Below are 15,047 nucleotides of genomic sequence, written 5' to 3' on the forward strand. Positions count from 1 at the left end.
GAACGAAAATTCTCATTAAAAGGATCAGTGTCTGATGACAATTGATTTCACAACTCCTATTTGAGCTAATTTATCTTTATTCTCACCATGCGAAACCCATTGTCATCAGCCCCTAAAATTTAATATTCTTTGAGCTTGAATTAACTTAACAATACCGTGTAAACTGGGTAAAATTTTTAACCAGTCGACTAAAGGAAGGGTTCAACGTTGGCTAAGATTATAGTTGTAACATCAGGTAAGGGTGGAGTGGGTAAAACCACAACTTCTGCAGCTTTTTCATCCGGTCTTGCTATGCAAGGTCATAAAACAGTAGTCATTGATTTTGATATTGGCCTTAGAAACCTTGATATCATTATGGGATGTGAACGTAGAGTTGTTTACGATTTCATCAATGTAATCAATGGAGAGGCCAGCTTAAATCAGGCTTTGATTAAGGATAAACGTATTCCTAACCTGTTTATATTACCCGCATCACAAACTCGGGATAAGGATGCTTTAACCCTAAACGGCGTTGAAAAAGTGCTATCCGATTTAGCAAAAGAATTTGATTTTATCGTTTGTGACTCCCCTGCTGGAATTGAGACCGGGGCGCACATGGCCATGTACTTCGCTGATCATGCCATTGTAGTCACTAACCCTGAAGTTTCCTCTGTAAGAGACTCCGATCGCATTTTGGGAATCTTGGCGAGTAAGACTAAACGAGCTGTCGAAAACACTACGCCAGTTCAAGAGCATCTCTTATTAACTCGCTATGATCCTGAGCGAGTCGAAAAAGGCGAAATGCTATCCGTTGACGATGTGAAAGAAATTCTTGCGATCCCACTTATTGGAGTCATTCCAGAATCCAAGGCAGTTCTTAAAGCATCTAATACAGGAACACCTGTCATTCTTGACGAAACCAGTGACGCGGGTCTAGCTTATCAAGATGCTATATCTCGTTTTCTTGGCGAAAACAGACCAATGCGATTTGTTACCAGTGAGCGTAAAGGGTTGTTACGCCGCTTATTCGGTAAAAACAAGGAGGATGTACCAGCATGAGCCTATTCAGTTATCTAAGAAGACGCAATAATACTGCCTCAGTAGCTAAGGAACGCCTTCAAATCATTATTTCGCATGAGCGTTCTCAACGCAACACTCCTGATTACCTGCCAAAATTACAGGAAGAGATTTTAGCAGTGATTGCCAAATATATCCGTATCAATCGTGATCAGGTCAGTGTAAATCTTGAACGAATGGGCGATAATGCAGTTCTTGAACTTAATGTTACGATGCCTGATGAAGCCTTGGAAGAAATTTAAAGGCTTCCTGGGTAAACAGTATTGTAAAGACCAACATTTCTCAGAGATCTTGGTGTATTCCGTCGGCTTTCCCTATCAATTTGCAACTGAGGTAATAGAGCAGGTTCCCCAATTTGAATTGGGCACAAACGGTCAGAGTTGAATCAAATACAAGCCTATGCGAGTGGTTTTTTGTCACTTTTACTTCCAGTATGTATCTCATTTGACTGTATCGGGCTGATAATATCTAGCTGCTATTGATTATATTTTAATAAGAAGATCGCTTACTTAGGGAGTCAAGTAACCTGGATTCCCTTAAAGTACCTGACTCATTGCTCATTTATGTCGTATGCGCAAGGGTCTGTTGACATTTCATCTGCCGTCTGCGTGCCGCAGCTTGTCCGCGGGGCTCTGTGTTTTAATGCAGATCTCCTGGATCCCGCGGACAAGCCGCGGGACGTCGGAGAACAGAGCTAGACTGTGTTTTCACAGATGTGTAGAAGATTCAGGGACAAGCCTCACGTTGGCATGAGATGAAATGTTAACAGCCCCTAAACCGTCTCAGTTGCTAAATCATCATGCTGACTTGCTTTACCCTTTTTATTTGAATTATCCATAGGCTGCCTACGTAATTCATCATCAGCAAAATCATCCACCGCAATAATTTCCTGTCTTGCGTATTCTGCATCCTTTAATTGCTGCGCCTGCTTAGAATCAAGAATCCCTGCGCGTTCAGCCTCATCAATTTGTTCGAGTAAGGTGAGCGAGTGCAATACACCTTCTCTGATTGCCTGACTGACTTTCTTTTCCAGTCCTTCAACAGCGCAAAGTTTAAGGAAAGCCTCTTCCAATCTTCCAAGTGGGCAATTGGGTAAGGGTTCTGCAAACACAAAGCGTGTTAATCGAGTGCGAGTACTGTTCGGTTCAGTTAGCAAATGGGCTACTTTTTGGCTCAGTTTATCCGATGGTTGATGACGCTTGTTTCCAAATGGTTGTAAGAATACTTTCAGAACAATTCGAGCCCAACGCATTGGGAAATTTGCGATGACCCCCTGAATAGCACATTCGCATTCGTGCATTAATTGCTGACAACACCACTCGACTAAGGTGAAATCGTCAAGAGGCTCACCATCATCATGGAAACGCTTTAGAACGGCTGAAGCAAGATATAACTTACTCAAAACATCGCCTAAACGAGCCGAAATCATTTCTTTGCGTTTCAACTCACCCCCCAAAACAACCATCGAAAAGTCAGCTAGAAAAGCAAGATTCGTGCTGTAACGATGCACCAGCTGATAGTACCGTTTTGCCGAACTAACAGGCGTTTTGGTCAATCGGGCATCGGTTAATGCAAAAATAAGCGACTTAGTCAGATTAGCTAGAACAAATGCAGCATGTCCCCAGAAGGCTTCATCAAAATTATGGAGATTATTTTCTCTCACGCTTTCTAACTCACGAAATACGTAAGGGTGGCAACGGATAGCTCCTTGACCGAATATGATCAAATTGCGCGTTAAGATATTTGCACCCTCAACAGTAATTCCTATTGGTGTGTTCTGATAACCACGTCCCAAATAGTTGTTAGGACCTAGACAAATTCCCTTACCACCATGAATATCCATTGCATCCATCACAACTTGGCGTGCGCGTTCAGTGGTATTAAATTTTAATATTGCACCCGCTACCGAAGGTTTAGCACCGTGATCAATTGCCGCCGCTGTCATTGTTAATCCAGCATCGATAATATAAGCATTTGCCGCAATACGAGCCAGCGGTTCTTCTATCCCTTCGAAATTTGCTATGGATTGATTAAATTGCTTACGAATCCGTGCATAAGCGCCACTTGCTAGAGCCCCAGCTTGTGTACCCCCTGTCGAACTGGATGGTAATGAAATAGCACGCCCTGCGCTTAAACATTCCATCAGCATGCGCCAACCATGTCCAGCCATTACTGGACCACCAATTAAACTATCAATCGGAACGAACACGTCCTTACCTTGTGTTGGGCCATTTAAAAACCCAGTATTTAAGGGAAAATGACGTCTCCCCTTAACCACGCCAGGTGTATTAGCAGGAATTAAAGCGCAGCTGATTCCTACATCATGTCCCTTCCCTAGAAGGTTTTCAGGATCAAAAAGCCGAAACGCCAAACCAATGACTGTTGCTACTGGACAAAGAGTAATATAACGCTTATTCCAGGTTAAGCGGATTCCTAGCACATCCTGACCATTAACCATTTGCCGACAGACTATCCCTTTATCGGGTATAGAAGCCGCATCTGATCCTGCATTTGGCCCAGTCAAGGCAAAACAAGGGATTTCCCGTCCATCCGCTAAGCGGGGCAAATAATATTCTTTTTGCTCTTTGGTGCCATATTTTAAGAGTAATTCAGCAGGTCCAAGCGAATTAGGAACAGAAACAGTACTTCCTACCGTTACTGAGCGACCATAAATTCGGGCTAAAATGGCCACCTGTGCAGTGGCAGAAAAATCAAGTCCGCCATATTCCTTAGGAATTATCATACCAAAAAAACCTTTTTCCTTAAGGAATTGCCACATCTCCGGCGGCATATCCGTACGAACATGTGTTATATCCCAATCGTCGATCATTCGGCATAACTCATTGACTGGCCCATCCATGAACGCTTGCTCTTCAGCGGTAAGTTTTACTATCGGCGTATTAAGCAAAGCATTAAAATCAGGCGAACCACTAAACAAATCCCCTTCCCAGCTGACTGTTCCTGCTTCCAATGCCTCACGCTCTGTAGCAGACATTGTGGGCATCGCTTTGCTTATAACAGCAAAAAGCCGGCGAGATAATAAATTTCTGCGTAATGGCTTTATTGAACTAAAAACCATTACGGCAAACACTGCCCACAAGAAAAATTGGGCAATAAAGCCCGGTGAAGCATAGCGCTCAACCAAAAGGGCAAAAATCGCGTAACTGATCGTCCAGACCATAACAGATGCTTGCCGTGTTATTAATAAGAGAGCTCCCAATACAACTGCCAGAACGATCAGACTTTGTAACACTGTTTTCTCCTTATCAGTAAACAATTCTTAACTTTAAGAGCATTAAATCCATCATTTCAGTATAGCATCCAAACGGATTAGAATTTCTTTTGCAACTTGAGCTGGATACTCCATGGGGAACATATGTGTACCCTTTATTTTATAACACGATATGTTGTAATTTTTTTTCATGTAACGAATATCAAGCCTATCCACGACACTGCTTTTATCACCATAAATCAATACTGCAGGAACAGATAGTTTTCCTTCATATTCCGATAACTGATGAGGTATTGTCCGGTAGATTAGGTATTCGATATGGCGATCAAATCGTAGTAGGTAACCATCCTTTGTTTTTTCCAACCCATAATCGATATAATCTTGTAAACAATCCTCAGTAAATGTTTTAAACAAATCTCTTGTTCTTAGGTAAGCAATAAGTTGGTCCCTATTTTGCCAATATTCTCTGCGACCGCGTGTGCGGGCAGCAGGTGTCACTCTATCGATGATGCCTAGAGCCTTAGCCAATCGCACCATGCCCGATTTAAAGCGCCCAATGAGAGGTGAATCAAGCATAATCACTGCCCTGAACAAAGAAGGCTGCTCTATTGCGCCGAGGAGACTTAACACCCCACCCAAAGAATGCCCCACCGCAATAACGGGCTGGTTAGTCTGCTGTTTAATGCTGTTAATTACTTCATCCACTAAAAAATGCCAATTTTCTGTGACTGGAAATTGCGGGTTGTGACCGATACGATCGATAAAGCAACAGTCATAACGCTCTTGCAATCCATTAAGCAATTGTCTGTAGCAAGGTGATGGAAATCCATTACCATGTGCAAAATGGATTAGCTCTCTCACGCAACCACCAGTTTCTGGCTTTCTCTTTTAAGTGATATGACAGCATAACAAAAATAAGCAATGAAAAGCAGTGGCATGAAAAAGCCATATTGGTTAGAAAATCGTCCCAGAGTCAACAGAATCCAGAGTACAGCCATAAATGGAGTAATGCTAACCATAGTTAGACGGCTGGATTGTTTGTAGGTGATTGAAAATTTAAATAGCTTGGCAATGAATTGCCCCATCAAAGCAAATGCTAGTAATATGATTAGAAATATAGCAAAAAAGACCAAAGCGACCGTAGGATAAATCAAAATAGCGAAAAAGAGTTTCAATTTTGACATTCCTGAGGCTTTAACCCACTCCTTCCCATCAAAGACTGCATTACTATGCTCGTTAAAAGGATACACGTAAATAGGGCTCACTGGATTTTGTACATTGTTTATATTGAAGAAAAATTGCGGAGAGGGAAAGCGGTAAAACAGCTTATCCTTGGTGATAAGTATACTTAAAAAAGGGTAGGTTTTATCAATTGTTTTTACTGTACCAGTAGTATCGACAATCGCGACAACCTGGTTGTACTTATTTTTTACAACATAAGGCATTGGTTTATCCAATGATACGGTACCATTCTGTATATACAATGTTGGCAACTGCTGCAATGGTTGCACCAAGTCTTCAACAAAAAAGCGATTAAAATCCGTCGCAACACGTAGTGCAAAAGGGAGTGTCACAACAAACATCAATAAGAGTAAATAGCCTATGCCTAATCCCTTCCAACGCTTGCCAACGTCAACATATAGCTCATTATTGAAAAAAGAATGGTATAAAGCCTGCCAATAGTGATAAAAAGGCCTATCGATTTCTCGTAATGTTTTCTTACCCTTAACCATGCCAGCCTCCCAAACGCAATCCAGTCTTGTGATGAAATAAATTTGCCTTACTTACAACCAGTTCCAGAGCGAGCTGGTTATCAATCACTTCAATATCCGTTGATGTCCTTATTGCAAAACGTGCCATACCGCATTGACTTACAACCTGTACCAATTTATCTGCACCCATATCATCAATATATTCTACTTTTACTAAAATTGCGTCTTCTTTATTTCTCGGTGCAATGTTCAAATGCTCAGGTCTAACCCCTAAAATCACCTCCTCGCCACAAGGAAGGGATTCGGACATTTTAGGTAATGGTAGCTCAATACCGATGTCAGTGATTACTTTTTGGCAATTTAGATTGATTCTTGCTGGTAAAAAATTAATTGGATAATGGCCGATAAACCCAGCCACAAAAAGGGAGGCAGGCCGCTGATACAAATTTTGGGGCGAATCAATTTGCTCAACTTTCCCTTTATTTAAAACGAGGATCCTCGAGGCCATGGTCATTGCTTCTATTTGATCGTGGGTTACATAAAGCGAAGTTGTTTTGAATTGCCGATGTAATTTTTTGATCTCATGGCGCATTTCGCTACGTAATTTTGCATCGAGATTTGATAAAGGTTCATCAAATAGAAATACGGCTGGAGAACGGACAATCGCCCTACCCATCGCAACACGCTGACGTTGGCCGCCAGAGAGCTCTGCGGGCTTACGCGTTAAGTAGTCACTTAATTGCAATACAGCAGCCACTTCAGTGACTTTTTGTCGAATTTGATTCGGTTTCATCCCTCGCATCTTTAAACCATAAGCCATGTTATCAAAAACAGACATATGTGGATAAAGGGCATAACTTTGAAAAACCATGGACATATCGCGTTTTGCTGGTGGAATATCATTGACACACTGATTATTGATTAAAATTTTACCACTGCTAACCGTATCCAATCCTGCAACCAAGCGAAGCAGCGTTGATTTACCGCAGCCTGAAGGCCCAACGACAGCAACGAACTCACCTTTATCAATATGCAAGTTGATTTGATCCAGAATAAGCTGTTGGCCGTGATACTTGCTCACTTCGACTAAATTTACCATTGCCATTTAATGCGTTAACCCCTTTTCAAACCAGCGTTGCATGGTTACCACTACTAAACATGGTGGTAGCAAAGCAATCAGTGCAACCGTCATGATGTAATGCCATTGTGGAATTTGATCGGCAACCCCCGCTAAATAACGAATCCCCATTACAATCGTAGCCATATTAGTCTCAGTTGTAATGACCAGGGGCCAGAGATATTGGTTCCAACCATAAACAAAAAGAATAATAAATAAAGCGGAAATTTGCGTTCTCGATAAAGGTAAAAGAATGTCAACAAAAAATCGTACAGGTCCCGCGCCATCCAATTTTGCTGCCTCAACAAGCTCTTTAGGCACTGTTTTGAAAAATTGTCTAAATAAAAAAGTTGCAGTTGCAGAAGCCATCAAAGGCAATGTCAGCCCAGTAAACGTATTTAGCCAAGAAAAAGAAGCAACGACCTGAAAAGTAGGCACAATACGAACCTCTACTGGCAACATCATTGTTGAAAAAATAATGGCAAATAAAAATCGTTTAAGCGGTAGTTCAAAATAAACCAAAGCAAAGGCCGAAAACAAGGCAAAAATGATCTTGCCTACCGCAATTAACCCAGCCATAAGAAAACTATTCCATAATAACTGTCCAATGGGTTGGCCTCCAGTTGCCACTAACCCTTCCGTAAGCACTGTCTTAATGTTATGGAATAATGCTGTACCTGGCCATATAGGCAATGGCGCTTGCATCATTGCAGCTCCTTCATGGCTAGCAGCTACAAGCGCTAAATAGAGTGGTAGGAACAAAAACACAATAAAACAAATTAATATGCCGTGAGCAAGTAATCGCTTTAAAAATTTCATTCGTAATGCACCTTTTTTTCAAGGTAGCGAAATTGGAGCAATGTGAGGCAAATGACTAACAGCATCAACATTACTGATTGTGCCGATGAGCCACCTGGATCCATACCCACAAAGCCATCTTTATACACTTTATAAATTAGTGTTGTAGTGCTGTTACCTGGCCCACCGTGTGTCATAACATCAATAATACCGAAAGTATCAAAAAAAGCATAAATTAAGTTCATGATTAATAGAAAGAATGTGGTTGGGGAAAGGAGAGGGAAAATAATTTGCCAAAAACGCCGCCATGCCGATGCACCATCCAGAATTGCTGCCTCGATTAAGGACCTAGGGATAGCCTTAAGTGCTGCAAAGAAAAACAGAAAATTATAGCTAAACTGCTGCCAACTTGCAGTTATAATTATGACAAGTAAAGCCTGATTAGCATGGGTAAGATAATTAAAATTAATCCCGACGACCTGCAACCCTTGCGCAATCCATCCAATTGTTGGTTGGCAAAGAAAACGCCACAAAATGGCTGCCACTGCAGGGGCAACAGCATAAGGCCACAATAGCAAAGATTTATAGATTTTTTGACTTTTACGGCGGCTCTGCAAAAGTGATGAGAGTAACAGCCCTACACTCATTGTAGTTAAGGTAATGGCAAAGGCGACCAACAACGTAACCCATAATGCCTTGGCATAATCTGGATCTTGCAATAAATCAAGAAAATTGGTTAAAGCAGCAAAGCGATGATGTAAACCAAAAGAATCGCTAAAAAAGGCGGACTGTATCAATGCGGAGCAAGCAGGCCAAATAAAAAACAAAAGCGTAATAATTAATTGAAAAGAAATAAAAAATATCGCTAGTTTCTTATGCTTTATGTATTTAACCATCAAACAACCAAGTCGCTCGCGTGTGCAAAAGTATATACACAAGAAACTTTAAAAGGCTAGGATAAAAATACCATTTCGTGCGTACTACTTAAAGTCCGCGCTTCGTGATCCATCTATTGTTCATTAGCCAGAAATAAGTTATCAATAGACATTCTAAAATGTTCTTAGGAATTTTATGCGTTATGTAGCTATCGATAATCCTGGACCCGAAAGTCGGTTAATCATAAAAGAACAAGAGGTACCAAGCTATGAAAAAGATCAACTCCTGATTCGAGTCAAAGCAGCCGGGATAAATCGTGCTGATTTAATGCAAAGGCAGGGTAAATACCCTCCACCGCCAGGTGAATCCCCCATTCCAGGGCTAGAAATCGCAGGCGAGGTAGTCGCATTTGGGAGTCGCGTCAAAAATTTTAAAATCGGTGATCGTGTTTATGGGTTGGTGGGAAGTGGAGGCTATGCTGATTATTGCTGCATGCACCACTCACTTGCTGCCCCCATCCCCGATGGCTGGCATTTTGATTATGCTGCAGCTATCCCGGAGGCCTTAATCACTGCTCATGCTACTGTATTTTCAATTGGCCAAATAAAACAAGCGCAAACACTACTGATACACGCCGCGGGGAGTGGTATTTCCTCTTTCGCTATTCAAATGGCAAAGCACATTGGTGCCCGAGTAATCACCACAGCAAGTAATCAGGAAAAAATTGATAAAGCCAAACAACTTGGTGCTGAGACTGTCATTAACTATAAAAAAGATGATTTTGCAGAACTAATCAGCAAAGAAACGATTAATTTAATTGTTGATTTTATCGGCGGGTCTTATTTCCCTAAACATTTGGAGCTGTTAAAGACAAAAGGCAAGCTGGTGCAAATCTCATGCATGCAAGGGCATAAAGTAGAATGTAATCTTGCAACTTTAATGAAAAAACGGCTGCAAATTATAGGTTTTGTCTTACGATCACAATCCATTCCTGAAAAAGCGGCGCTGTGGAAATCAGCCCAAGAACATTGGTCTACATCTTTACTCAATAAACATATTATGCCTGTCATCGATTCTGTATTTGACTTTTCTGAAATTGAACTAGCCCATGCACAGATGCAAAGCAGTGCACATTTCGGCAAAATTGTTATTCGCATGGATTAATTGTACATGCATACCGCCTTTTTCTTAATAATTGTTAATTAAAATTGCAATTTGCCTATTTTGTCACTGAAAGGTATTTTATGGTATTATAGGAGCCATTTTTAGTTCGATAGATTAATTATGCTGATTAAAAGTCTTTTAAGATCATCTATCTCAATCGCATTAATGTTTTTTTATTCCTTGGCATTTGCGATTGATGTTCCTATCTATGATTTTCCCTTAGAGTCTTATAGTCAAAATAGCAATGACTACGTACCAATGAACAGCGACGATTATTCAGCATCTATTCTCACTGAGCATTATCAAAAACTCCAATTACAACAATTCTATAATCATTATTATGCTAGCGATGCCCAAGGACTGTCCCCGTGGAGTGAGCAGATGGTTAGGTCTGTCCTCCCTATCGTGAAAAAAATCGAGCAACAAATTTTAGACGATTTCAACAACCAAAATAAATCGCCCATCGAACGTCACTACTCAGAAAATTTTAAAGAAAAAAATCAACTTTGGTGGAATAAAATAAAACGCAACATGGCTTTGGAGGCTCTGGAAAGCAGTTCTTACAATGAAGAAAAAAAAGCCATCGCTGTAGCAAATACGCTGGCGCGCGCTTTACCAGATGCTGCACCTGATTTTTACCATGTTAGTCTACCTGGTCAGGGATTCCCTTTTGATAATTTACAAGAATCCGCCATTTGGGCTGGGACACCACTTTACGTCTTTAGTACTTCACAAGATAAAGCTTGGTCGTTAGTACTTACGCCTGATGCATATTTTGCCTGGGTAAAAAGCAATGATATTGCCTATGCCTCTCACCCTTTTATCAATCAATGGCAGCAAGCTGCGCAAAAAAATCTTGTTGCAATCACCAAGACCGAGGCAAGCATTGTTGATTCGAACGACAATTACCGTTTTACCGGATATGTCGGCGCAGTATTCCCTCTTGCCCAACGTAATACCCGCAAAACATCGATATTCATTCCTGTTAAAAATGAGCACAATCAAGCGGTAATTAAAGCCGCCGTTGTTCATTCTCAAGATGCTGAGATCATGCCCCTACCAGCTTCCAAAAAAAATCTAGTTAAAATAATTAGACAATTAAAAAATCGGCCCTACGGTTGGGGTAGTACCTTCTTCTTTAATGACTGCTCACAAGAGATGAAAAGCATTTTTACTCCATTTGGGATATGGTTGCCAAGAAATTCCGGAGCCCAAGGAAAATTAAATTCCTCGTTGGATTTATCTCAAGAGGATGTGGATAAGCGCCTAGCAATACTTAAAGAAAAAGGGCATCCATTAATGACCCTCATCTACATTGGCGGCCATGTTATGTTGTATGTTGGTAATAAAAAACTCAATAACCAAGAAACAGAAGCTGTAAGCTATCAAAATGTCTGGGGACTTTCGCCCAAAAGCCGAGACAAACGCTATGTAATAGGCCAATCTGCTTATCTTCCCCTTCTTAAATATTTCCCTGAAAATCCGGATATCAACTCTCAAGCAAATGCGACTTATTTTAAGCTAGTTTATCTGGATCAATTACAAACAAAGCCAGAAACACCTCAGTCGTTTTCAAAACAATTCATGGCCAAACTAGAACAGCCAGTTAATTTTAGTGATTAGTCCTTACCAAATTTGGCCAATTTGTACGTGATGGCACACTCAATTACGCAAATGCGTGAAGGATTTCCTGACTCTTGGAAATATCCAGATATAGGGATAAAAAATGTTCTATAATTAATCAGTAAAGCTTCTTTACAGGAGTACCCCCATGTTAAGCTCAAGTATTAAAACCTATCTGGATAATCATGAGGTTAGCTACCGAACCATTAGCCACCCTAGAGCCTACACAGCATTACAATGTGCACAAGCCGCGCACATTAAAGGCGGCAATTTTGCCAAGTCAGTCGTTGTTAAATTGGACGGCAAATTTGTGTTAGTTGCAATTCCTGCCCATATCCGCCTGGATTTAGATCAGTTTAAAAAAGAGATCCACGCAAAAAACGCAGAGATTGCTCACGAATATGAATTTCAAGATAAGTTTACAGACTGCGAAATTGGCGCAATCCCGCTTCTGGGTGAGCTCTATGGGATGGATGTCTATCTTGCAGATAGCCTTGCTCATAAAGAATGGTTGGCCTTTAACGCTGGTAACCATAACGAGCTGCTCAAAATTAAAAGTGAAGATTTTTTAAATTTAGTGCATCCAAAAACGTTATCGTATTGTTAAAAATGCGCGTCAAAATTAGTTTTTTGCAAGATGCTTTGCTATCCTTCAAACCCTGCAACAATTAAGTCAATAATGGGCTCGCCGCAATATTTAGCAATTTCTAAACGAGCCCTATTATGAAGCATTATGATTTCATCCCAACCCCCATCTTCTTTTGGATAAAGTGGTTTTCCTATGACTATCCTAATCGATCCAGGCGTAAGCAGATAACTATCAGCACGTAAAAAAGTTCGAGTACCAGAGATAGCTATGGGGCATAAAGCCGTTTTTGTTTCCACAGCAACTGTAAAAGCCCCTAATTTAAATGGGCGTAACCCTGTTGCATAAGTAAATGTTCCCTCTGGAAAAAAAATCACAGAATTTTTCTTTAGGATTGCTTCTTCAATCTGATTTTTATTCTCAACGCTTTTTACAAAATCCATACGGTCAATGACTAAATGTCCTAATTTTTTAATAAACGTACGTATTACCGGTGTTTTTAGTAATTCATTTTTTGCCGTGAAAAGAGTTCCAGGTGGTAGTAGAGCGGTCAGTACTAATGCGTCTGAATAGCTTGCATGATTGGCAATAAAAATCATCGGTGCCTCACTTTTGAGGTTCGCCTCCCCTTCAAGATGGATTGGACAAAGTCCCAACTTGAACACAGAACGGGCACCAATACGAGTTATTTTCGCAGCGATCGTTCGGGGGAATAACAACACACCAAACCAAACTGGTATAAGCACTACAAATAAAATGAGGACAAAATAAATTGTATAGGCTAATTTTCCTAGATAAAAAAAACCGTTTCGAATCGTTCTATAAATACTTTTTGAAAATAATTTCACTAACTGCCAGGTTATTGATTTATGCTTTTTAATCAGTTTGCCTTGGAGGTAGGCCTGCTTGCATGCAGAACGGCGTAATTTTCCACTAGATGTTTTCGGAACCGTTTTTGGAGGCACCAAGAATATCACATCAGGCGCAATTTCTAGCGCTGTCATCATTTTTTCAGTGATTTCAGCACAGATGGTTTTTTGCTTTTCTTTTTCAAGAGCATAAGATTCAGCAACGATAATTAACTTTTCTGTACCAAGAACGGGATCACTTACACCAAAAGCAATCACACATCCTTTGCGCACGTGCGGTACCTCGCTTACGACTTCTTCGATTTCTTCTGGGTAAAGATTACGCCCCGCCTTGATAATCAAATCTTTTTTTCTACCAGTAATAAATAACTCTTTATCAGCCAAATAACCTAGATCGTCGGTATCCCACCATCCATCATGATAAATTTTTTGAGTCGCGTTAGGGTTATTAAAATAACCCTTCATTGCTGACGGCCCCTTAAATTGAATCATTCCAATCACTCTTTCTTCCACATGACTTCCAGCCTCATCGACTATACGCACTTCGTGATCAGGTAAGGGAACCCCGCAACTCACAAATTCAATAAAATCTTTACTTTTTAATGTTGGAATAGCTTTATTTTTCATCTCAAATGCTTCTCTCTGAATTTTATCGATTCGCGGCTCACGTCTTTTTGGCGGAAATGTCAGGCCAACTGTCGATTCTGCTAATCCATAAACTGGGGCAAATGATTCGATATGAAAACCATAAGGGGAGAATTTTTTACCAAAACGGTCTAGAGTCCTTGGATTTATTGCTTCAGCACCATTGAATGCGAATCGCCATGAACTGAGATCAAGTCCTTGAATATCCTCATCATCAATCTTTTTTATGCATAACTCATAGGCAAAATTAGGCGCTCCTGATAATGTGGCGCGATGGTAATGAATTGTCCACAGCCATTGCTCCGGTCTTGTTAGAAAAGTAAGCGGGGATAAAATAACCATAGGAATGCCAAAGTACATTGCACCTAACCAATTCATTAACCCCATATCATGGTAGAGAGGCAACCAACTTACCCCGACATCTGTAGGCTGAACGGGTATTCCCTTGCCAATGGCGCGGATATTGGCAAGCATGTTTTGGTGGGAGAGGAAAACCCCTTTTGGATCCCCCGTACTTCCTGATGTATATTGAATCAAAATAGGATCTTGCGGCCCAGGTTCAACCTCGGGTACCGGACCTGTTACCATCCTCAGATTTTCTATTGTCGCCACTTCTTTTAAGCTGGGGACAAAAGTCCTTAAAATATGGCTTAGAGTTTCAGCTTTTGCGAAGGTAATTAGTATTCTGGCTTGGGCATTATGTAAGATTTTTGCCTCCCGCTCTGCGTATTCTTCGATTCGATCAGCTCGAAATGGAGGATAAATAGGCACCGGGACAGCTCCAATCAACAATATACCAGCAAATGCATAAAAAAAAGCATCGCTGGTAGGAAGCATAATTGCTATTGCTTCACCTTGCTTTATTCCTTTGTTATGCAATCCTCGAGCTACCTTTTTGGCTTCCTTTAATAACTGCCCATACTGGATAATTTGCTCTTCGCCTTGTTCGTTTTGTAAGTACAAATGAGGTCGATTTTCTTCTTTTGTCCCATAGGTTTGCATCACGTCTACTAAGGTTTTTGCCGAGGAAAGATCAAGATCAGTAATGCCGATAATTGGGGAGAATGATTGAATCTTTCTTTTTGGCAGCGCTTTTAAGCTTTCTTCAATCACTTTGGCTAACTCTTTTAGCGAGTCAATCTCCGCTATTGCACGTTCAGGCAAACGCAATGAAAATGTTTTCTCTATGCGAGTGAAAAGTTCAACTTTACCCACACTATCAATCCCTAAATCACGTCCTAATGAAGCCTCTAGAGAGATGTTTTTTAACGCACGCTCAGCATCAAGATCTTTTAAAAATTGGTTCACAAGGGCAAGTAAGCCTTGTTCAATTTGTGGGTGCTTCTTCTCGCTGTCCATTTAAAATCCT

General features: G+C 40.7%; 12 protein-coding genes. 5 read left to right on the forward strand and 7 right to left on the reverse strand.

Features of this window, described 5'->3' with window-relative positions; translation table 11 throughout:
* Positions 1-207 precede the first annotated feature (207 nt).
* Both minD and minE read left to right on the forward strand, forming a co-directional pair.
* On the forward strand, positions 208-1,038 hold the full coding sequence (gene minD / locus LMI_RS08870) for a septum site-determining protein MinD (protein ID WP_045099485.1): 831 nt from the start codon (positions 208-210) through the stop codon (positions 1,036-1,038).
* Entirely contained in the window at positions 1,035-1,298 is a 264-nt protein-coding gene (minE, locus tag LMI_RS08875) for a cell division topological specificity factor MinE (protein WP_045099486.1), read from the forward strand. The genes minD and minE overlap by 4 nt, the downstream gene beginning before the upstream one ends.
* Before the next feature lie 530 nt (positions 1,299-1,828).
* On the opposite strand, the gene LMI_RS08880 is transcribed toward minE, so the two are convergent.
* The 6 genes from LMI_RS08880 to LMI_RS08905 are packed head-to-tail and all read right to left on the reverse strand — an operon-like array spanning position 1,829 to position 8,811.
* Positions 1,829-4,309: an acyl-CoA dehydrogenase gene (locus LMI_RS08880; protein ID WP_045099487.1), complete on the reverse strand. Its 2,481-nt coding sequence runs from the start codon at positions 4,307-4,309 to the stop codon at positions 1,829-1,831.
* 51 nt (positions 4,310-4,360) lie between these two features.
* On the reverse strand, positions 4,361-5,149 hold the full coding sequence (locus LMI_RS08885; RefSeq protein WP_045099488.1) for an alpha/beta fold hydrolase: 789 nt from the start codon (positions 5,147-5,149) through the stop codon (positions 4,361-4,363).
* Complete coding sequence (locus LMI_RS08890) at positions 5,146-6,021, reverse strand: DUF1189 family protein (RefSeq protein WP_045099489.1); 876 nt, start codon at positions 6,019-6,021, stop codon at positions 5,146-5,148. Before LMI_RS08890 ends, LMI_RS08885 begins: the two co-directional genes overlap by 4 nt.
* A complete protein-coding gene (locus LMI_RS08895; protein WP_045099490.1) occupies positions 6,014-7,105 on the reverse strand; it encodes an ABC transporter ATP-binding protein in 1,092 nt (363 codons plus the stop codon). The genes LMI_RS08890 and LMI_RS08895 overlap by 8 nt, the downstream gene beginning before the upstream one ends.
* On the reverse strand, positions 7,106-7,936 hold the full coding sequence (gene ugpE / locus LMI_RS08900; RefSeq protein ID WP_045099491.1) for a sn-glycerol-3-phosphate ABC transporter permease UgpE: 831 nt from the start codon (positions 7,934-7,936) through the stop codon (positions 7,106-7,108). It abuts the gene before it with no gap.
* Entirely contained in the window at positions 7,933-8,811 is an 879-nt protein-coding gene (locus LMI_RS08905; RefSeq protein ID WP_045099492.1) for an ABC transporter permease subunit, read from the reverse strand. The genes ugpE and LMI_RS08905 overlap by 4 nt, the downstream gene beginning before the upstream one ends.
* Positions 8,812-8,986: 175 nt before the next feature.
* On the opposite strand from LMI_RS08905, the gene LMI_RS08910 reads away from it, so the two are divergent.
* The 3 genes from LMI_RS08910 (at position 8,987) to LMI_RS08920 (ending at position 12,185) form a co-directional block, all read left to right on the forward strand.
* Positions 8,987-9,955: an NAD(P)H-quinone oxidoreductase gene (locus LMI_RS08910; protein ID WP_045099493.1), complete on the forward strand. Its 969-nt coding sequence runs from the start codon at positions 8,987-8,989 to the stop codon at positions 9,953-9,955.
* A gap of 120 nt (positions 9,956-10,075) precedes the next feature.
* Positions 10,076-11,578, forward strand: a complete 1,503-nt coding sequence (locus LMI_RS08915; RefSeq protein WP_082050729.1) for an SH3 domain-containing protein — start codon at positions 10,076-10,078, stop codon at positions 11,576-11,578.
* 148 nt (positions 11,579-11,726) lie between these two features.
* Positions 11,727-12,185, forward strand: coding sequence for an aminoacyl-tRNA deacylase (locus LMI_RS08920; RefSeq protein WP_045099494.1), 459 nt, complete (start codon positions 11,727-11,729; stop codon positions 12,183-12,185).
* Between the two features lie 38 nt (positions 12,186-12,223).
* On the opposite strand, the gene LMI_RS08925 is transcribed toward LMI_RS08920, so the two are convergent.
* Positions 12,224-15,037: an AMP-binding protein gene (locus LMI_RS08925; RefSeq protein ID WP_074454224.1), complete on the reverse strand. Its 2,814-nt coding sequence runs from the start codon at positions 15,035-15,037 to the stop codon at positions 12,224-12,226.
* Positions 15,038-15,047: the final 10 nt, after the last annotated feature.

It is taken from the genome of Legionella micdadei (assembly GCF_000953635.1).
Lineage (GTDB): Bacteria > Pseudomonadota > Gammaproteobacteria > Legionellales > Legionellaceae > Tatlockia > Tatlockia micdadei.